The following is a 19,635-nucleotide window of genomic DNA, read 5'->3' on the forward strand; positions in this document are numbered from 1 at the left end:
AGTCTTGATATTGCCCGAAGTGTGGTGGAAAAGGTGTTCCGCGGTAAGAATCAAGTCTTGATATTGCCCAAAGGAGGAGAAAAAAGAGCTCGACGGTAAGAATCAAGCCTTGATATTGCCCAAAGGAGGAGAAAAAAGAGCTCGACGGAGTCAAGTCCATATTATTGTGTAAAAGTGTCAGCAATGAAACTTCGACATGCCAAAATTATGATAAGTGAACAACACTTATTTCGAATTTACATTGAGGGGCGGGCATGATAGCCTGGAGGGCAAGCCAGGGGTTGTTAAACTCCTGGCTTCCTGGCTTTCCATCATGCCCGCGGAGGCTCAATGTCAATTCGAAATTAGGCCATCCTCTATACCCTAAAACTACTTTACTTCTACTTTTTTTGGGAAAGGGGGGCTCGTAAATTTGGTTCCATCCCAAGTCATTAATGTTTCGTCTCTTAGAGACTACTCTTTTCCTACCGCAATTTTTTTATTTGTTTGTTCTTCTGCAATGTCCATTAAAACTGCTCCAATTAATCTGAAAGCTGATTGTGTATTGGGGAAAATTCGTATAACTTGTTCCCTTCTTCTAACTTCTTGATTTAATCGTTCCAAAGAATTTGTACTACGAATAAATTGGTGATATTTAGATGGTTGGTTCAAGTATTGAATGGCATCTTCGAAGCCATCTTCCAATGTTTCTATTGCATTTTTAAGTTTAGGATTTTCTCCAAAACTCTTTAAAAATTCCTCTTTAAATTTCCTGGCATCTTCAATTTTTAAAGCCTCAAAAATTCTCTTTAAACCTATTTTCACATCGCCTATATCTTTTTTGGGTAATTGGTTAAAGATATTGCGTTTAAAATGTACTGTGCAGCGTTGCCAAGTAGTCCCTACAAACTCCTCAGCAATGGCCTTTTTTAAGCCTTTATGTGCGTCTGATATGATTAATTTTGGTGATTGTAGCCCGCGTGATTGTAAGTACTGAAAGAATCTTTGCCAGGCCTCAAAACTTTCAGAGTGATCTACTTTTAATCCCAAGATTTCCCGACGATTGTTTTCATTAATCGCAGTTGCAATATAAACTGCCTTAGACACTACGCGATGATGTTCCCTTACTTTGATATACATGGCATCTGCAAAAATGTAGGGATAGTATGTTGTATTTAGTGGCCTGTTAGCCCACGTGTTAACAATTGGATCAAGTTTTTCTGTTAGGGAAGAAACAAAGGACTTTGAAACATTCTCCCCGCATAATTGTTGAACAATATTTTTTACTTTGCGAGTAGATACTCCATTCACAACCATTTCAAGCATGGAAAGGACAAAAGCTTGGTCACACCGGGAGTATTTTTCAAATATGGATGGTGAAAACTCTCCATTACGCGTACGAGGCACCTTTAGGGATATTTTCCCAATACTCAAAAGCAACTCCCGTTCATAGTAACCATTCCGGTAGTCAAGACGATCAGATGTACGTTCGTAAACCCCAGCGTGTAAATAGTCATCACGTTCTTTTTCCATCACTGAATTTAATACTAGGACTAGAGAAGCTTTAACAACAGTGTTTAAATCAGAGTTCATGACACAGTCTTTTAAATCTTCTATATTTAGGTTAAACTGAATTTGAGTCAAATTTAATTCCTCCTCATTGTTTTCGTCGCTGATAACATTGTTGACAAGAGGAATTAATTTGACTCCTTTTCTTTTTACACAATTATATGGACTTTATCCTCGACGGTAAGAATCAAGCCTTGATATTGCCCAATGGAGGGGAAAAAGGAGCTCGACGGTAAGAATCAAGCCTTGATATTGCCCGAAGGAGGAGAAAAAAGAGCTCGACGGTAAGAATCAAATCCTGATATTGCCCAAATTGAGGTAGAAAAGAAGCTCAACGGTAAGAATCAAAGTTAAATTTTCATTAGAAGAAGATAAAACATAAAAAGAGGGTTAGTTTTCACATCTAAAGCTAACCCCAAAAAGGAAATCCCTATTTAAATATGAAATATCGTACTTTTGTGTGTCCCACCGAAATGCTATGCTTCTTCAATATCCGCCGAATTGTTTTATCCGACTTTACAACCTTACACCACTCGTGAACCCTAACCGTTGTTATTTTAATTCCCGGAAACAACAGCTGTAATTCCCTCACATGTCGCAGCACAGCGGATTCAACTGGTTCGCTATGCCCGCATTTTTTACAAATGATGAATTGCCCTGCCTCATCAGTCTCTAGGGAAAGACATAATTTACAAATAATCCCCTTATCAAGACTCTCATATTCATAAGAAGGAAGCTACATATTTGATGACACCGGTTTATGCAGCGAAAGTAGTTGCTGCGCGAGCATCTCAAGTGACTTGTTTAATTTCGAATGAATCCTGTTCAATGTTTTAATAAAACGATTTACTTGGGTCGGATAAACAATTGGATAATCGCGTGGAGCTTGCATGAGGGTAAACTCGGGGTTGATAAAGACTAAGCGGGCCTCAACACGAACATTAAATCCAAGTTCTTGAAGCAATTTGATAAACAACGTTTCACATCGTTTCAACTGAGAAAGCAGGTCTTTGGCGATGTTTCCATTTGAACGATAAAGCTTGCCAGCTTCGTAGTAGTAATCGCCTTCATAATTTTTTACATCAAAAAGATAAATAACTCCTTGAAAAATAATAGTAGTATCAATTTGGAATTCATTTCCGTCCACTTCCAGTAATAGCCCTTTCAAAACGATACACTCACTTTCAAGCTTATCGGTCAACATGTCAAACTGCAGTTCGCCTTCAAAGCCTTTTTCAAGTCCATAATAGTTTCGTTGATCTTGTTCTGATAAAGTCATGCGGGCGTTTAATGACCTTAAACTGATTAAATTAATTGGCGGTATGCGCGGCTCACTCTTCATGTTTCCACACCCTTTCTTTTGTAAAATACAATACTATTTTAATAAAAAATACTACTCCGCCACTATCTAATTTTTAAACAATTCATGAACAAAAGCAGCTCACGACGGCTTTCAATCAAGTCCATGAATACCCGCCTCGAAAAAACAATTAAAATCTGTTCACAGTAAAAAACTACCGGTCACTACCCAAATTTTCATGAAAACCGACATATTTCTCGGGAAATCATCAGAAAAAGTCGATAACTTTTAAAAGGAATTCCGGGTCCATTACTGAATAATTTTTAATAACTGATTAAGGAACCGGAGTGATAAAAATGATAGAGGTAATCCTCGATTTCGTACATGCTTTGAAAAATCAAGCACATATCCTACCATTAATTAAACATGCTGATTTGCAGGTAAACATTGAAGCAAACGGCATAGGGGCGATTATGGTGTTCTATAATGGTGAAATTTCGGTGCAGGCAGCTGAAAAAGAACAACTGGCAAGATATAAGATAACCGGTAGCCAAGATGCTATAAAGCTGCTTTTAGAAGGAAAGGAAAAATTACGAGAGCTAGAGCAATCGGGCAGTTTAAAGGTAAATACACCGCTCAGAACATCCTTATTGCTTGAGTCCTTATTTTATTTAACAAAACCTGACCATTATTTAGAAAAAATAATTTAATCAAACCTATTGACTCGGAATTGGACAAGGTGTATGATACTTTTAAATATTCAATCAATAATCACAATTCAATAAAGATTCTTATCAAGAGCGGCGGAGGGAACTGGCCCCATGATGCCCGGCAACCGGTTTTATACACGGTGCTACATCCAGCAGGGCGAATGCTCTGAAAGATAAGAAGAGCGGGGATCCCTCTTCTAATAAGTGGATCCCCTTTTTTAAATCCCATAATGGGCAGTTATCCCCTGATGATTGAATTTCCACTTTATTGATTTGTATAAAAAGGAGCGAGTGTAATGGCTGAGAATCAAAAGAAGTACCGTTTTGAAACATTGAGTGTTCATGGAGGTTTGTCGCCGGATCCGGTAACGGGTGCACGGGCAGTACCGATTTATCAAAATAACGCATACCAGTTCAAAAACACCGAACACGCAGCAAACCTATTTGCGTTAGCTGAGCCTGGATATATTTACACAAGGATTCACAACCCAACGACAACTGTTTTTGAAGAAAGGGTTGCGCTGCTTGAAGGCGGCGTTGGGGCACTTGCGGTAGCAAGCGGAATGGCCGCAATTACACTTGCTATTTTAAATATTGCGGAAGCAGGCGATGAAATTGTCGCTGCATCTAATCTATATGGTGGAACTTATAATTTATTTGCAGTAACCCTACCAAAATACGGCATCAATGTAAAATTTGTTGATCCGAAAGATCCGGAAAATTACCGAGCTGCTATTACTGAAAAAACAAAAGCAGTTTTTGCAGAGACAATCGGAAATCCAAGCTTAGCAGTATTGGATATTGAAAAGGTCGCAGAGGTCGCACACGATGCAGGCGTGCCGTTAATTGTAGATAATACATTTGCAACACCATATCTTTGCAGACCAATTGAACATGGAGCAGATATTGTTGTTCACTCTGCAACGAAGTGGCTCTTAGGTAATGGAACCTCAACAGGCGGGATTATTGTTGATGGTGGGAGGTTTGACTGGAATTCGTCAAAGTTCCCAGGCTTCACAACACCTGATGCGAGCTACCACAACTTAGTTTATGCTGAAGCAATTGGAGCAGCGGCTTATATTATTAAAGCGCGTGTACAGCTTTTGAGAGATATGGGACCTGCTTTAAGTCCGCAAAATGCCTTCCAGTTCGTGCTTGGACTTGAAACCCTTCATGTACGAATGAAGGAGCATGTTGCGAACACTCAAAGAGTGGTAGAATACTTATCAAATCACCCTGCAGTGGAGTGGGTAACCTATCCAGGCCACCCGTCACATCCAGATTATGAGCTTACAAAGAAGTATCTTCCTAAAGGTGCAGGTTCAATGGTTGTATTCGGTATTAAAGGCGGTAGAGATGCAGGGGCGAAATTAATTGATTCTATTAAAATTTGGGCACATGTTGCTAACGTTGGAGATGCCAAGAGCTTGATTATCCATCCTGCAAGCACAACCCACCAGCAGTTAGATGCAGAAGGGTTAAAGGCAGCGGGCGTGTCTGAGGATCTAATACGTCTTTCTATCGGTATCGAAAATGTGGATGATTTAATTGAAGATCTTGAGGATGCAATCGAAGCGTCTACAGGGTTGGTCTCTTTAAAAACGAAAGCTTAAGAATAGGCCATAAATGTGATAGAAATTCATTGACACCTTTTATTATCCGTGTTACGATTTCTTTTGTATTTTAAAAAATACTTTCATACTAATTGTAACGTAAAAGTGAATATAGGATTGCTTTTAAGCTCTTATCAAGAGAGGTGGAGGGATGTGCCCGATGAAGCCCGGCAACCGTCAATTTATTGAAATGGTGCCAATTCACACAAAGCTGTGGCTTTGAGAGATGGGAGAAAGGATAGATTTGTTATGCCTTTCTGCCTACGCAGAAAGGCATTTTTAATAGAACAATAAAATGAAAGTACCTTTTCTTCAAAAAATAGAATCTTTCCTTAACAAAAATCAAACCCTATATTTTATTAGGAATAAAGAAGCAGGTGATTTGATGATTTCAATCAAAAACGTCCGAAAAATATTCCCATCCAAACAGGGGCAATTAAAAGCCGTTGACGATGTAAACTTGGAAATAAATAATGGAGAAATTTTCGGTGTCATTGGATATAGCGGTGCTGGAAAAAGTACATTAATCCGAATGCTAAATGGGCTTGAACTGCCAACAGAAGGAACGGTAACTGTTGCTGGACGGGAAATTTCGAAAATTAAGGGTGGCGAACTCAGGAAAGCACGCCAGGAAATCAGCATGATTTTCCAACATTTTAATCTATTATGGTCAAGGACGGTTAGTGAAAATATCGCCTTTCCATTAGAGATTGCCGGTGTAAAAGGTCCACAAAGAAAAAAACGAGTCGATGAGTTGATTAAGCTTGTTGGACTGGAAGGAAGAGAAAATGCTTATCCTTCACAGCTAAGCGGAGGACAAAAGCAGCGTGTTGGGATTGCCAGAGCGCTGGCCAACAATCCCAAAGTCCTTCTTTGTGATGAAGCGACTTCCGCTCTAGATCCACAAACAACGGATTCCATTTTGGATTTATTAGTGGATATCAATAAACGGCTAGGACTGACAATTGTGTTAATAACCCACGAGATGCATGTCATTCGAAAAATTTGCCACCGGGTAGCAGTAATGGAGAGCGGCAGAGTGGTTGAACTCGGTTCAGTGTTAGAAGTATTTAAAAATCCACAGCAGCCTATCACCAAACGTTTTGTACAACAAGTGACTGAACCTGAGAAAACGAAGGAAACTGCTGAGAATTTGCTTGAGCGCTATCCTCATGGGAAGGTTATTCAACTGTCGTTCCTAGGGGAATCAACTGAACAACCTTTAATCACAAATGTGATTCGGGATTTTAATGTAGTTGTAAACATTTTGCAAGGGAATATTTCTCACACGCAAAACGGATCATACGGAACATTATTTATTCACTTGGATGGGCAGCAAAATGAAATTCAAAAAGCCATCGATTATATTCACTCACAGCAAGTGGGCGTGGAGGTGATCAGTAATGGCTGACTTTTTGGAAATGGTTAAGTGGGAAGATTTGTTATTGGCAACACAAGAAACTATTTATATGACATTTATTTCCGTCCTTGCTACATTTATTTTAGGGTTATTACTTGGATTGCTGTTATTTTTAACAGGTAAGGGTAACATTTGGGAAAATCGATTTGTTAATGTGATTATTGCTGCGTTTGTTAATATATTCAGGTCAATTCCATTTATTATCTTAATTGTTTTATTAATTCCTTTTACCAAATTATTAGTTGGTTCGATGCTTGGTGCTAATGCTGCACTACCGGCACTGATTATTGGGGCCGCTCCTTTTTATGCCCGAATGGTGGAGATTGCTCTAAGGGAAATTGATAAAGGAGTAATTGAGGCGTCACAATCCATGGGTGCAACACATGGACATATCATTTTTAAAGTATTAATACCGGAATCTCTCCCAGCATTAATTTCGGGGATAACAGTCACTGCTATTTCGCTTGTGGGCTTTACAGCGATGGCAGGAGTTATTGGAGCTGGCGGTCTTGGTCATTTTGCCTACCTGGAAGGGTTTCAGCGTAATAGACCAGTTGTAACGTTAGTGGCTACGATTGCGATTTTAATTTTGGTATTTATCATCCAATTTGTAGGAGATTATTTCACAAAGAAAACAGATAAACGTTAACAGGAGGAGTTAAATTATGAAAAAAGTAGTTAGTTTAATTTTCATTGCATTAGTAGCATTTGCCCTAACAGCATGCGGCGGTGCAAAAAATGATACGGCAGAAAAGGATGGAAATAAGAAATTAGTAGTAGGAGCATCTGCAGTACCTCATGCGGAAATTCTAGAACAGGCAAAACCGTTATTAAAGGAAAAGGGCATTGACCTTGAAGTAAAAGTTTTTCAAGATTATATCCTTCCGAACGTAGCTTTAAGGGATAAAGAACTCGATGCAAACTATTTTCAAACACCAGGGTATTTAGATTTGCAAATGAAAGAGAATAAGGATTTTGATTTTGTCAGTGTTGGCGGCATTCATAAAGAACCAATCGGGATTTATTCTAAAAAATATAAAAGCTTAAAGGACCTTCCAAAAGGTGCAAAAATTATTATGAGTGATTCGTTAAGTGACCATGGGCGTATTTTACCTATTTTTGAAAAAGAGGGTTTAATTAAGCTTAAAGAAGGCGTTGGAGCGAATGCAAGAGTAGAGGACATTGTTGATAATCCTAAGAACCTTGATTTCTCAACATTAATTGAAGCGAAATTATTAGCTTCTTCTTTCGACAGCGGTGAAGGGGATGCTGTTGTTATTAACACGAACTACGCATTAGAAGGCGGTATTGATATCGGTAAATATGGAATTGCTTTTGAAGGTGATGATGTAGTTCCGGCAAACCTAGTGGTTGTTCGTTCCGAAGACAAGAACCGCAAGGAGATCAAAACGCTTGTAGAGGTTCTTCGCTCGAAAGAAATTCAAGATTTCATTAAGGAAAAATACAAAGGTGCTGTTATCCCAGTTACTGAGTAATTAAAAGGGTAATAAAGAAGAAAGTCAGTGTCTCATTCTGGCTTTCTTTTTTTATTACATGAAAATAGAATTGTTGGTAAAAAATAGATTTTGAATACCCATAGCAATTATGTCGAAAAAAGAGTATTATGTTAATCGAGTTATTTTTACATAATTCTTATCTGAATTTTCGCAAAAATACAACCTTCATTCTCAATTGGCACTGCTCCAGTGAAAATACAGGTTTAGTTATTACTGCATAAAGGTTGCTAATACATTTCATATGTTATAAGATTGTAATGAGAATAAAATGAGAATAAAGGGTACAGATCATTTCGGTCTGCAAGATACAAAATATTTTCGGAGGTATAAATATGGCTGGATCAACTTTAACAATCAAGGACCTGCATGTTGCAATTGAGGGGAAAGAAATCTTAAAAGGTGTCAACCTCGAAATTAAAGGCGGAGAAATTCATGCTATCATGGGTCCAAACGGAACTGGTAAGTCAACTTTATCTTCTGCTATAATGGGCCATCCAAAATATGAAGTGACAAGCGGAAGCATCACTTTAGATGATCAGAATGTTTTAGAAATGGAAGTAGATGAGCGTGCTCAAGCTGGTCTATTTTTAGCAATGCAATATCCAAGTGAAATCAACGGTGTGACAAATGCGGACTTCTTACGTTCAGCTATTAATGCCCGCCGTGGTGAAGGCAATGAAATTTCATTAATGAAGTTTATCCGTCAAATGGATAAGCAAATGGAATTCCTTGAAATGGATTTAGATATGGCACAGCGTTATCTAAACGAAGGATTCTCTGGCGGAGAGAAAAAACGCAATGAAATCCTTCAATTAATGATGCTTGAACCAAAGATTGCTATTTTGGACGAAATTGACTCTGGTCTTGATATCGATGCCTTAAAGGTTGTTTCAAAAGGGGTCAACCAAATGCGAGGCGAGAACTTTGGCTGCTTAATTATCACTCACTATCAACGTCTGTTAGATTATATTACTCCTGACCATGTGCATGTTATGATGCAAGGCCGTGTTGTTAAATCAGGCGGACCAGAGCTTGCACAACGCTTAGAAGCGGAAGGTTATGACTGGATTAAGCAAGAGCTTGGCATTGAAGATGAAACAGTTGGGCAAGAAGCTTAAGTGTTAAGTTAGGAGGATTAAGATGACAACTGAAATAAAATTACCATTTGATGAGGCGTTCGTTAGCTCTTTTTCGCAGGAAACGAATGAACCTGCTTGGTTTGCGGAGCTTCGTCTTAAGGCATTAGAGCAGTTTGAACAATTGTCTATGCCTAAACCGGACAAGACAAAAATTGAAAAATGGAATTTTACCCAATTCCAACAGCATACAGTTAAAAGTCAGGCTTATTCGTCTCTTGCGGAACTTCCAGAGGAAGTCAAGGCATTAGTAGATGTCGACGCCAGCAATCAAAACCTCTATATTCAACGGAATCAGACGCCTGCATATTTGAAATTATCAGACGAACTGAAGAATAAGGGCGTTATCTTTACAGATATTTTCACAGCTGCAAAAGAGCATGGCGATATATTGAAAAAGTATTATATGACACAGGCAACCAATGCAGATGAACACAAGCTGACAGCATTGCATGCAGCACTTGTTAACGGCGGCGTTTTCGTTTATATACCAAAAAATGTGGAAATTGCTGAGCCGATTCAAGCAGTATTTGTTCAAGATGATTTGGAAGCTAATCTGTTTAACCATGTCATAGTTGTAGCCGATGATAATAGTTCTTTAACATATGTTGAAAACTATATTTCCACAGTGGAAGAGTCTAATGCACTAGCTAATATTTTAACTGAAGTAGTAGCGAATACTAATGCACGTGTGCAATATGGAGCGGTTGATAACTTGGCAAAAGGAATCACCTCCTATATAAACCGCCGCGGTGTAGCTGGCAGAGATTCTCAAATCGATTGGGCTATTGGATCAATGAACGAAGGGAATACCATTTTCGAGAACACAACTAATTTACTTGGTGATGGTTCTGTCGCTGATACGAAAATGGTTGTTGTCGGACGCGGTGAGCAAACACAAAACTTTACGACTAAGGTTGTTCACTTTGGTAAACACACTCAAGGGAATATTTTAAAGCATGGTGTTGTCAAAGAAAGTGCCACAACTATTTTTAACGGAATTGGTCTAATTGAACATGGTGCTTCAAAGTCTGATGCACAACAAACATCACGTGTTCTTATGCTAAGCGAAAAAGCTCGAGGGGACGCTAATCCGATTCTTCTTATTGAAGAGGATGATGTTACGGCAGGACATGCTGCATCTGTTGGACGTGTAGACCCGCTTCAGCTTTACTATCTCATGAGCCGCGGAATTCCACAGTCTGAAGCAGAGCGCTTAGTTATCCACGGCTTCCTTGCACCGGTGGTAAATCAGCTTCCGATTGAGAAAGTTAAAACACAATTAACGGAAGTCATTGAAAGGAAAGTTCGATAATGAACATCCAGGATATTCGCAGCCAATTTCCGATATTAGACCAAGAAGTTAATGGAAAACCACTTGTTTATCTAGATAGTTCTGCAACTTCACAAAAACCTATTCAAGTAATTGAAGCTGTTGAAAAATACTACCGTGAATACAATTCCAATGTTCATCGCGGTGTGCACACACTAGGAACAAGGGCTACTGATGCTTACGAAGGAGCACGTGAAAAAGTTCGTAAGTTTATCAATGCGAAATCAATTCAAGAAATAATTTTCACAAGAGGAACGACAACTTCTCTAAATACGGTGGCAGCTAGTTACGCTGCTGCCAACTTAAAACAAGGTGATGAAATTGTTATCACCTATATGGAGCATCATAGTAATATCATTCCGTGGCAGCAGGTGGCAAAACGGACTGGTGCCGAGCTAAAGTATATCCCGCTGCAAGAGGATGGAACAATCTCCCTTGAAGACGTGCGTGCAACGATTACGGATCAAACGAAGGTCGTCTCTGTGATGCAGGTATCGAACGTCCTTGGCTCGATCAATCCTATTAAGGAAATTGCTAAAATCGCTCATGACCATGGTGCAATTATGGTGGTGGATGGTGCCCAAAGTGCACCGCATATGAAAATCGATGTTCAAGACTTAGATTGTGACTTCCTTGCCTTTTCCGGTCATAAAATGTGTGCACCGACAGGTATTGGTGTTCTTTATGGCAAAAAGCACTTGCTGGAAAATATGGAGCCAATTGAATTTGGCGGTGAAATGATTGATTTCGTTCATTTACACGAATCAACATGGAAAGAGCTGCCTTGGAAATTTGAAGGAGGCACGCCGATTATTGCTGGTGCTATTGGTCTTGGAGCCGCCATCGACTTTTTAAATGACATCGGCTTAGATAATATTGCCCAGCATGAGCATAAGCTTGCTGCTTACGCACTTGATAAACTGTCCTCTGTCGAAGGCATTACGATTTATGGTCCGCATGATGGAGATAAGCGTGCCGGACTTGTAACATTCAACTTGACAGATGTACACCCACATGATGTGGCAACCGTTTTGGATGCAGAAGGAATCGCGGTACGCGCTGGCCACCATTGTGCACAGCCTCTAATGAGATGGCTGAAACAGTCGGCGACGGCACGTGCAAGCTTCTATCTGTACAATAACGAAGAAGATATTGATAAACTTTGCGAAGGGCTTGTCAAAACAAAGGAGTATTTCAGCGATGTCTTCTAATATAGATTTAGATGCACTATACCGAAGAGTGATTATGGACCATTATAAAAAGCCGCGCAACCGCGGTATTTTAGAGGATGGCAGCCATACAATTAATATGAATAACCCGACTTGCGGTGACCGGATTCAATTGACTTTTAAAGTCATTGACGGAGTTGTCGAAGATTGCAGGTTTGAGGGAGAAGGCTGCTCCATTTCAATGTCATCAGCATCAATGATGACACAGTCGATTAAAGGAAAAAAAGTAGAAGAGGCATTGAAATTGTCTAAGGTTTTTTCCGACATGATGCAAGGTAAAGAAATTGATGAGGATCTTGATTTAGGTGATATTGAAGCACTTCACGGTGTTTCTAAATTTCCAGCACGCATTAAATGCGCTACATTAGCGTGGAAGGCGATGGAAAAAGGGCTAAACGAAGGGGAACAAGAATAAAACGAATAGGACAGGGAACTTTATGGTCCCTTCCATCCGTTTATGAAGGAGGAATACGACGATGGCAAAAAAGATGCCTGAAATCGGTGATTATAAATACGGTTTTGCCGATAAAGACGTTTCCATATTCCGGTCAAAACGTGGTCTGACACGTGAGATTGTTGAAGAGATTTCAAAGATGAAGAATGAACCACAGTGGATGCTTGATTTCCGCTTAAAATCACTTGATATCTTCTACAGCAAGCCAATGCCGCAATGGGGCGGAGATTTAAATTCTTTAAACTTTGACGAAATTACGTATTATGTTAAACCATCTGAGAAGTCAGAGAAATCATGGGATGAAGTACCAGAAGAAATTAAAGCAACCTTTGATAAATTAGGTATTCCAGAAGCAGAACAGAAGTATCTTGCTGGTGTTTCTGCTCAGTATGAATCTGAAGTTGTTTACCACAACATGAAGGAAGACCTCGAAGAATTAGGTATCGTCTTTAAAGATACAGATTCTGCTCTAAAAGAAAATGAAGATATTTTCCGGGAGCACTGGGCAAAAGTAATTCCGCCAACTGATAATAAATTTGCAGCGCTAAACTCTGCAGTATGGTCCGGCGGCTCTTTTATCTATGTTCCGCCAGGCGTGAAGGTAGATACTCCATTACAGGCGTATTTCCGAATCAACTCTGAAAACATGGGACAATTTGAAAGAACTTTAATTATCGTTGATGAAGGCGCAAGCGTGCACTATGTAGAAGGCTGTACAGCACCAGTTTATACAACAAATTCCCTTCATAGTGCGGTTGTTGAAATCATCGTTAAAAAAGGCGGCTACTGCCGTTATACAACGATTCAAAACTGGGCTAACAACGTTTATAATCTAGTAACGAAGCGTACTGTCTGCGAAGCAAATGCAACAATGGAATGGGTTGACGGTAACATTGGTTCTAAATTAACGATGAAATATCCGGCTGTTATCTTGAAGGGTGAAGGTGCCCGCGGCATGACTTTATCAATTGCGATTGCTGGTAAAGGTCAAGTCCAGGATACAGGTTCTAAGATGATTCACTTAGCACCTAACACATCTTCGACAATTGTTTCGAAGTCCATTTCTAAGCATGGCGGAAGTGTAAACTATCGCGGCTTGGTACATTTTGGCCGTAAAGCAGACGGCGCTCGCTCTAATATCGAATGCGATACGTTGATTATGGATAATCAATCTACTTCGGATACGATTCCATACAACGAAGTGTTGAATAACAACATCTCACTTGAGCACGAAGCGAAGGTATCCAAGGTTTCAGAAGAGCAGCTCTTCTATTTAATGAGCCGTGGTATCTCTGAGCAGGAAGCTACTGAAATGATTGTAATGGGCTTCATCGAGCCATTTACAAAAGAACTTCCAATGGAATACGCTGTTGAAATGAACCGTCTGATCAAGTTCGAAATGGAAGGTTCTATTGGTTAATATTTTTGAAATTAAACCCGCTTGCCGAGCATCGGCAGGCGGGTTTTTGTATGGATGCCCCATTATTATCGGGTAAGCACCTCCAACTGTTCGATACCCCTTTTTAATTGTCGAGAAAGCACCTCCAACTGTCGGATACGCCTTTTTAATTGTCGGGTAAGCACCTCCAACTGTCGGCTCCCCTTTTTCGGGTAAGCATCTCCAACTGTCGGATACGCCTTTTTAATTGTCGAGAAAGCATTTCCAACTGTCGGATACGCCTTTTTAATTGTCGAGAAAGCATCTCCAACTGTCGGCTCCCCCTTTTTAATTGTAGGGTAAACATCTCCAACTGTCGCACACTCTTTTAATAAGTAAAAAACTCCTTTTTTAAAAAACGGTTATGCTATTATTAATAAATGGAGGTGAGTTTATTGATCTACATTGGTGTTACAGGATGGGGAGACCATGACAGCTTATATCCCAATCTAACTTCATCCCGGGTTAAGCTGAAGGAATATGCTGGCCATTTTCCAATTGTCGAAGTGGATACCGCATTTTATGCGATTCAGCCGCAGAGAAATGGCTTAAAATGGGTCAATGAAACGCCTGAATCCTTCCAATTTATTGTGAAAGCCTATCAAGGGATGACTGGGCACCAGCGCGGGGAAATCCCGTTTGCATCGAACCAGGAAATGTTTCAGGCATTTAAAGAATCCCTCGAACCATATATCCAAACTGATAAATTAGCAATGGTATTGTTTCAATTTCCGCCGTGGTTTGATTTACGAAAAGAAAATGTCAATTATTTAAGATGGTGTAAGAAGGAAATGAACGACATTCCTTGTGCGCTTGAGTTCCGCCATCAATCATGGTTTATACCGAAGTACCGGCAGCAAACCTTAAGCTTTATGAAAGAGGAACAATGGATCCATAGTATATGTGATGAGCCTCAATCTGGCGAGGGTTCGATTCCAACAGTTCTAGAAACAACATCTTTCGAAAAAGTGCTCGTTCGGTTTCATGGAAGGAATGTTTACGGCTGGCAGAAACGGAATGCTGAGAATTGGCGGGAGGTTCGCTACCTTTATCGCTATAACGAGCAGGAACTAGCGGAATGGGGTGCTCACGTCCGTACATTAGCGGAATCGACTAAAGATGTGTATCTTCTGTTTAACAATAATTCAGGCGGCGATGCAGCTGATAATGCGAAGCAGATGATGGAGCTTCTACATATTGAATACGAAGGACTTGCACCGAGGCAGCTTGATTTATTTTAACAATGGTATGCCGAACAGCAAGAAACCCTCAACTTAGACTATAGAAAGGTGAAAATATGGAATGGATAGTATTGGTTTTAGTTGGAATTGCAGCGAGTTCCTTAGGATCGCTTATTGGTATGGGAGGGGGAATTATAGTCGTTCCTGCCCTGCTATATTTATCTACCTTGGCGACATTCAGTCATCTTACCCCGCAGGTAGTGGTAGGGACATCGCTGTTCACCATGATTTTTACAGGGCTATCCTCAACATTAGCCTACATGAAGCATAAAACGGTCGATTATAAAAGTGGGTTGATTTTCCTTATTGGAAGTGGTCCAGGCAGTATTCTTGGTGCTTGGGTAACGGAAAAATTAAATTTGCACTCTTTTAGTATTTATTTCGGTATTTTTATTCTACTTGTCTCCCTTGTCATGGTAGTAAAAGAAAAATTAAAGCCTCTTCCGTTCAAGAAAGAAAAGGGGATTGTTCGCAGCTTTACAGATAACAGCGGCAAGACCTTTGAATATGGTTTTAATCCCATTCTAGGTGTTTTCATTTCTTTTATTGTTGGCTTTTTGTCCGGTATTTTTGGTATTGGCGGCGGATCTTTAATGGTTCCAACGATGATTCTATTATTTTTCTTCCCGCCGCATGTGGCTACGGCAACATCAATGTTTATGATTTTACCCACATCTATTCTTAGCTCAATCACACATATTACATTAGGGAATGTAAATTGGCTCTATGCATTAGCATTAGTCCCTGGTGCATGGGTTGGAGCGAAAGTTGGGGTATACTTAAATACAAAGCTTAAGAGCAAAACGATTGTTTTGATTATACGAATCATTTTGGTTGTTGTCGGTATACGACTCATCTATCAAGGAATTATAGGGTAGTGTTAATATGGAAAAAATTCATCTTTATCATACAAATGATGTTCATAGCCATTTAGAACAGTGGCCGAGAATCCAGCAATTTTTAAAACAAAAAAGAGAACAGCATATTCAAGCAAATGAAGAGGTTTTCCTCTTTGATATCGGTGATTTTATCGACCGCTGGCATCCCTTAACAGATGCCACAATGGGGAGAGAAAATATCCATCTCCTAAATGAAAGCCAATATACGGCCATAACGATCGGGAATAATGAGGGGGTAAATCTCCCGCATGTTGCATTGAATCATTTGTATGATAATGCTCAATTTGATGTGCTGCTGGCTAATTTTTATCATAAAAATGGAGAAGTTCCGGAATGGGCACAGCCATATAAAATATATCAAACAAAAGCCGGAACAAAACTCGGCGTCATTGGGCTGACGGCAAACTTTTCACATCTTTATGATTTGCTTGGCTGGAAATGTACAGATCCTTTTACAGAGTTGAAAAAGTGGATTGTACATCTGAAGGAACAAGCAGATATTATCATCCTGCTTTCGCATCTTGGCCTTCCCGATGATGAACGAATGGCCGATGAATTCCCAGAATTGGATGTGATATTGGGAGCTCATACCCATCACATGTTCGAAAAAGGAAAACTTAGCAATCATTCTCTGATTGGAGCCGCAGGAAAGTTTGGTTACTATGTCGGTCATATTACATTAGATGTTAATCAGCAAAAAACGATTCAAAACAAAAAGGCTGTCCTCTATGATTTTGAGTCACTTCCTATCGTAGAGAATGAAATCGAACAGATTCAGTTATTTCTCGAATCTGGTAAAAAGATGCTCCAAAGTAAAGTAACAACATTGGATAAACCATTGGAGAGCAGCCTCTTTCAGGCGACTGAATTCTCACAGTTATTATGTAAGGCAGTTAGAGAATGGAGCGGAACAGATTGTGCGATGATCAATGCCGGGCTGTTATTAGGGCCACTATCAGGCGATGTTACTGAGTACGATTTGTTGTCCATTTGTCCTCATCCAATCAATCCAAGTGTAGTGGAACTAACAGGAGAGGAACTAGCTAAGATATTAGCTGAATCCATGAACGAAACGTTGCATCACCGCCAAATTAAAGGTCTGGGCTTCAGAGGGACTGTGTTAGGGGTCTTTGTTTATGATGGAATTCAGTTTCATTCTGGCAGCATTTTTGTTAATAATAAGAAATTAGATTCAACTAAGACTTATACTTTAGCTCTTCCTGATATGTTTACCTTTGGTCATTTTTTTAAGGAAATATTACTGCATAAGCAGAAAAAGTATCTTCTTCCAGAATTCCTCCGTGATATTTTAAAGTGGAAGCTGCAAAACTAGTCTTTATGCCTAAGACACGATTTTCCTTTACTGACATAGTGTGTTAGTAGGGAAAGGAGTGTGAAACCCTTTGATTGATTTATCACCAATTGAAATTAATGGCCATACATTTTTGGCGGTTTCTGTATTGCTTCCAAAAACAACCTTGCTAGCAATAACGAGTGATAAAGGCTATATCATGTGCGGTGCCTTGGATGTCGGTTTGTTAAATGATAAGCTTAAGGACAGAAAAATTATTGCCGGCAGGGCAGTCGGGGTGCGTACGATTGAGCAGCTGTTAGATGCACCGCTTGAGTCAGTAACAATGGAAGCAGAAGAACTAGGGATCCATAGAGGAATGATTGGCAGGGACGCCTTGCTCAAAATGATATAAAAAAGCTTGCTTAAATAAGCAGGCTTTTTATGTTGATTGAAGTGAAAAGCAATGCAGAGTAAGGTGCCAAGTTTTTGGGCTAGTTCACCTTTTTTTAGCATACACATAGCAAGAAGGGGTGATGATTCTGGCTAAATTTCGTAAAAGACGTCTGCGGCGGGGAGCGCTGCCATTCCGATATGTCATGCTGCTATCATTCGTTTTTTTTCTGTTGTCAACAGCTATTGGGGTATTACTTGTCAATAGAGGGATTGAACCAACATTAATGCGTTATGCTGAATCTGAAACGCGAAATATCGCTTCTATCGTGATCAATAGAGCCATCACCAAACGAACAACGAATGTCGGAGAAAGTAATGATGTCATTATCGTAACAGCGGGAAAAAATGGAGCAGGTCAAAATGCCCAGCTCAATACGGATTTGATTAATCGGGTATTGGCGGAAACAACGGCACAAATTCAAAAAAACATCAGAGCAGCTAAACAGGGAAAACTCGCCTCCTTAGAGCAGCTTACAGATGTGGAAATAGAGACGGAAGATTCATCAACTAATAATGCAATCCTCTGGTATGTCCCATTAGGCAGGGCAACGAATATTGCTTTATTAGGTAATTTAGGTCCAAAAATTCCTGTGGAATTCCAAGCAGTTGGTGAGGTAGAACCGGATGTAAAAATTAAAACAAAAGAAATGGGAATTAATAATACTTGGATAGAGGTATCTGTAGAAATTGAAGTTTCTGTTCAAATTATCACACCGTTTGCTACTGATATTACGAAATTAAAGCAAAGTATTCCTGTTGGCAGTACACTGGTGGAAGGTGAGGTTCCGCAATTTTATAATAGCGGCGGCGGATTAATACCGTCAGTGCAGGTTCCCATGGAGGAAAAAGCAGACAAAAAATCCAAGAAGAAAACGGAATCAATGGAATCTAATAATTAAAAGGACTATCCACATGGACAGTCCTATTTTTTCTTTCTTAATTCGATCCTTTCAAGCTGTTTCCATCTTGCTAAGTGTGGGTAAGGGTCAAAAGACCATTCGGTTTTCCCATTATCCTTATACATGCCATAATGCAAATGAGGCGGGAACTTTCCTGAAGTTCCCGGTGGTCCATAGCCAGTGCTTCCTACACCGCCGATTACCATTCCCGGCTCGACAATTTGACCGACATGGATGTCTTTAGCAAAACCGCTGAGATGTGCAAAGTAATGGTACGTATTATTAATATCACGTATTCCAATTCTCCAGCCGCCAAACTTATTCCATCCTTTTATTTCCACAACCCCGTAGCATGTGGCTCTTACAGGAACGCCATAGTTAGCAAAAATATCGGTTCCCTCATGAATCCGCCGGCCGCCCCAGCCGCGCCTGTCGCCCCATGTGCTGCGATAGCTGTGGTTGCTATACAAAGGAACTGGGAATACGCGCTTGTCTAAATCAAGCCTGCCAAAATGTCGGTATAGTTTTGCATAGGTCGCAATGCTTCCGACGGTACGATCATGTTTATAATAGTTCCATAAACCAATTTTAATATTGTCATGATCGACTCCGTAAGAAAGCAGATAATTGGCCATGGTATACAAGACATCTTCATCGCTTTTTAAACTGGCCTTTCCGTCACCATTCCCATCAACTCCGATTCCGTTAAAAAATTGAATAATTGCTGGGTTTTCCTCTGACGGATTTGGATTTGCTGCTCCTGCCCATACCTCGGGACGAAAATAAATCCCGAGTAATCCATCAGGTTTAGGCAAATCACGGCGCACAAGGCGAATATTTCTCTCGTATTGATCAATAGCGGCTAAATAGTACCAAGGGACTTGAGTAACCGCTTCGACCTTCTCGTAAAGCCGCATTCGATCTTGATATGGAGTAGGAGCAGTCTCTTTGGCATGAACCCCTTTACCGGGGGAGACAGTTGTGAAACATAATAGAATGGCACTGATAATTAGAGCAACTCGCAAAGGAATCTCTCCTTCCGATTAAAGTACAAGTTTAGTTTATGAATTATAAGAAATTTCATTATCGCTAATAAATGGTAAGTGATAAGCTTGCTTGTCGTTCCGGGTGAGAGTATGTTAAAGTGACAA

18 protein-coding genes and 2 riboswitches are annotated in these 19,635 nt (G+C 39.9%); of the genes, 15 read left to right on the top strand and 3 right to left on the bottom strand.

From position 1 onward, the window contains the following. Window positions 1-453: 453 nt before the first annotated feature. Both IE222_RS05810 and IE222_RS05815 read right to left on the bottom strand, forming a co-directional pair. Window positions 454-1,623, bottom strand: a complete 1,170-nt coding sequence (locus tag IE222_RS05810) for an IS256 family transposase (RefSeq protein ID WP_191270641.1) — start codon at window positions 1,621-1,623, stop codon at window positions 454-456. Window positions 1,624-2,284: 661 nt separating this feature from the next. Next, entirely contained in the window at window positions 2,285-2,890 is a 606-nt protein-coding gene (locus IE222_RS05815; protein WP_191270643.1) for a nuclease-related domain-containing protein, read from the bottom strand. A gap of 314 nt (window positions 2,891-3,204) precedes the next feature. Between IE222_RS05815 and IE222_RS05820 the strand changes: the two genes are divergently transcribed. From IE222_RS05820 to yunB, 15 genes are all read left to right on the top strand, one after another. Then, window positions 3,205-3,558 (top strand): SCP2 sterol-binding domain-containing protein, encoded by a 354-nt coding sequence (locus IE222_RS05820; RefSeq protein ID WP_191270645.1) that lies wholly within the window; start codon window positions 3,205-3,207, stop codon window positions 3,556-3,558. A gap of 78 nt (window positions 3,559-3,636) precedes the next feature. After that, window positions 3,637-3,738, top strand: a riboswitch (SAM riboswitch). 116 nt (window positions 3,739-3,854) lie between these two features. Further along, a complete protein-coding gene (locus IE222_RS05825) occupies window positions 3,855-5,171 on the top strand; it encodes an O-acetylhomoserine aminocarboxypropyltransferase/cysteine synthase family protein (RefSeq protein WP_191270647.1) in 1,317 nt (438 codons plus the stop codon). Window positions 5,172-5,299: 128 nt separating this feature from the next. Beyond that, window positions 5,300-5,404, top strand: a riboswitch (SAM riboswitch). A 152-nt stretch (window positions 5,405-5,556) separates the two neighbouring features. Beyond that, window positions 5,557-6,582 carry a methionine ABC transporter ATP-binding protein gene (locus tag IE222_RS05830; protein ID WP_191270649.1) on the top strand — a complete coding sequence of 342 codons (1,026 nt, stop codon included), beginning with the start codon at window positions 5,557-5,559 and terminating at the stop codon, window positions 6,580-6,582. Further along, on the top strand, window positions 6,575-7,240 hold the full coding sequence (locus IE222_RS05835; protein ID WP_191270652.1) for a methionine ABC transporter permease: 666 nt from the start codon (window positions 6,575-6,577) through the stop codon (window positions 7,238-7,240). Before IE222_RS05830 ends, IE222_RS05835 begins: the two co-directional genes overlap by 8 nt. 16 nt (window positions 7,241-7,256) lie before the next feature. Continuing rightward, window positions 7,257-8,087 carry a MetQ/NlpA family ABC transporter substrate-binding protein gene (locus IE222_RS05840; RefSeq protein ID WP_191270653.1) on the top strand — a complete coding sequence of 277 codons (831 nt, stop codon included), beginning with the start codon at window positions 7,257-7,259 and terminating at the stop codon, window positions 8,085-8,087. Window positions 8,088-8,440: 353 nt separating this feature from the next. Further along, on the top strand, window positions 8,441-9,226 hold the full coding sequence (sufC, locus tag IE222_RS05845) for a Fe-S cluster assembly ATPase SufC (protein WP_191270655.1): 786 nt from the start codon (window positions 8,441-8,443) through the stop codon (window positions 9,224-9,226). A gap of 22 nt (window positions 9,227-9,248) precedes the next feature. Continuing rightward, window positions 9,249-10,559, top strand: a complete 1,311-nt coding sequence (gene sufD, locus IE222_RS05850) for a Fe-S cluster assembly protein SufD (protein WP_191270657.1) — start codon at window positions 9,249-9,251, stop codon at window positions 10,557-10,559. Then, window positions 10,559-11,788, top strand: a complete 1,230-nt coding sequence (locus tag IE222_RS05855; RefSeq protein WP_191270659.1) for a cysteine desulfurase — start codon at window positions 10,559-10,561, stop codon at window positions 11,786-11,788. Before sufD ends, IE222_RS05855 begins: the two co-directional genes overlap by 1 nt. Next, window positions 11,778-12,221 carry a Fe-S cluster assembly sulfur transfer protein SufU gene (gene sufU / locus IE222_RS05860; RefSeq protein WP_191270661.1) on the top strand — a complete coding sequence of 148 codons (444 nt, stop codon included), beginning with the start codon at window positions 11,778-11,780 and terminating at the stop codon, window positions 12,219-12,221. Before IE222_RS05855 ends, sufU begins: the two co-directional genes overlap by 11 nt. A 61-nt stretch (window positions 12,222-12,282) precedes the next feature. After that, window positions 12,283-13,680, top strand: coding sequence for a Fe-S cluster assembly protein SufB (gene sufB / locus IE222_RS05865; RefSeq protein ID WP_191270663.1), 1,398 nt, complete (start codon window positions 12,283-12,285; stop codon window positions 13,678-13,680). 413 nt (window positions 13,681-14,093) lie between these two features. Beyond that, window positions 14,094-14,939 carry a DUF72 domain-containing protein gene (locus IE222_RS05870; RefSeq protein ID WP_191270665.1) on the top strand — a complete coding sequence of 282 codons (846 nt, stop codon included), beginning with the start codon at window positions 14,094-14,096 and terminating at the stop codon, window positions 14,937-14,939. Between the two features lie 56 nt (window positions 14,940-14,995). Continuing rightward, window positions 14,996-15,817: a sulfite exporter TauE/SafE family protein gene (locus IE222_RS05875; protein WP_191270667.1), complete on the top strand. Its 822-nt coding sequence runs from the start codon at window positions 14,996-14,998 to the stop codon at window positions 15,815-15,817. Between the two features lie 7 nt (window positions 15,818-15,824). After that, window positions 15,825-17,171: a bifunctional metallophosphatase/5'-nucleotidase gene (locus IE222_RS05880; RefSeq protein ID WP_191270669.1), complete on the top strand. Its 1,347-nt coding sequence runs from the start codon at window positions 15,825-15,827 to the stop codon at window positions 17,169-17,171. 70 nt (window positions 17,172-17,241) lie between these two features. Next, window positions 17,242-17,544, top strand: coding sequence for a YunC family protein (locus IE222_RS05885; RefSeq protein ID WP_191270671.1), 303 nt, complete (start codon window positions 17,242-17,244; stop codon window positions 17,542-17,544). A 121-nt stretch (window positions 17,545-17,665) separates the two neighbouring features. Beyond that, window positions 17,666-18,484 (top strand): sporulation protein YunB, encoded by an 819-nt coding sequence (yunB, locus tag IE222_RS05890; protein ID WP_223282589.1) that lies wholly within the window; start codon window positions 17,666-17,668, stop codon window positions 18,482-18,484. Window positions 18,485-18,507: 23 nt separating this feature from the next. Here the strand turns inward: yunB and IE222_RS05895 are convergent, their stop codons facing one another. Next, window positions 18,508-19,509, bottom strand: coding sequence for a M23 family metallopeptidase (locus IE222_RS05895; protein WP_223282590.1), 1,002 nt, complete (start codon window positions 19,507-19,509; stop codon window positions 18,508-18,510). Window positions 19,510-19,635: the final 126 nt, after the last annotated feature.

Origin of the sequence: Neobacillus kokaensis, assembly GCF_014656545.1 — a bacterium.
GTDB lineage: Bacteria > Bacillota > Bacilli > Bacillales > Cytobacillaceae > Neobacillus > Neobacillus kokaensis.

What these genes read in the sequence shown, in the direction of transcription:
- sufC (WP_191270655.1), top strand. Translation starts at nt 8,441, where the DNA reads ATGGCTGGATCAACTTTAACAATCAAGGACCTGCATGTTGCAATTGAG.
- IE222_RS05820 (WP_191270645.1), top strand. Translation starts at nt 3,205, where the DNA reads ATGATAGAGGTAATCCTCGATTTCGTACATGCTTTGAAAAATCAAGCA.
- IE222_RS05830 (WP_191270649.1), top strand. Translation starts at nt 5,557, where the DNA reads ATGATTTCAATCAAAAACGTCCGAAAAATATTCCCATCCAAACAGGGG.
- sufD (WP_191270657.1), top strand. Translation starts at nt 9,249, where the DNA reads ATGACAACTGAAATAAAATTACCATTTGATGAGGCGTTCGTTAGCTCT.
- sufU (WP_191270661.1), top strand. Translation starts at nt 11,778, where the DNA reads ATGTCTTCTAATATAGATTTAGATGCACTATACCGAAGAGTGATTATG.
- IE222_RS05825 (WP_191270647.1), top strand. Translation starts at nt 3,855, where the DNA reads ATGGCTGAGAATCAAAAGAAGTACCGTTTTGAAACATTGAGTGTTCAT.
- sufB (WP_191270663.1), top strand. Translation starts at nt 12,283, where the DNA reads ATGGCAAAAAAGATGCCTGAAATCGGTGATTATAAATACGGTTTTGCC.
- IE222_RS05880 (WP_191270669.1), top strand. Translation starts at nt 15,825, where the DNA reads ATGGAAAAAATTCATCTTTATCATACAAATGATGTTCATAGCCATTTA.
- yunB (WP_223282589.1), top strand. Translation starts at nt 17,666, where the DNA reads ATGATTCTGGCTAAATTTCGTAAAAGACGTCTGCGGCGGGGAGCGCTG.
- IE222_RS05875 (WP_191270667.1), top strand. Translation starts at nt 14,996, where the DNA reads ATGGAATGGATAGTATTGGTTTTAGTTGGAATTGCAGCGAGTTCCTTA.
- IE222_RS05855 (WP_191270659.1), top strand. Translation starts at nt 10,559, where the DNA reads ATGAACATCCAGGATATTCGCAGCCAATTTCCGATATTAGACCAAGAA.
- IE222_RS05835 (WP_191270652.1), top strand. Translation starts at nt 6,575, where the DNA reads ATGGCTGACTTTTTGGAAATGGTTAAGTGGGAAGATTTGTTATTGGCA.
- IE222_RS05815 (WP_191270643.1), bottom strand. Translation starts at nt 2,890, where the DNA reads ATGAAGAGTGAGCCGCGCATACCGCCAATTAATTTAATCAGTTTAAGG.
- IE222_RS05840 (WP_191270653.1), top strand. Translation starts at nt 7,257, where the DNA reads ATGAAAAAAGTAGTTAGTTTAATTTTCATTGCATTAGTAGCATTTGCC.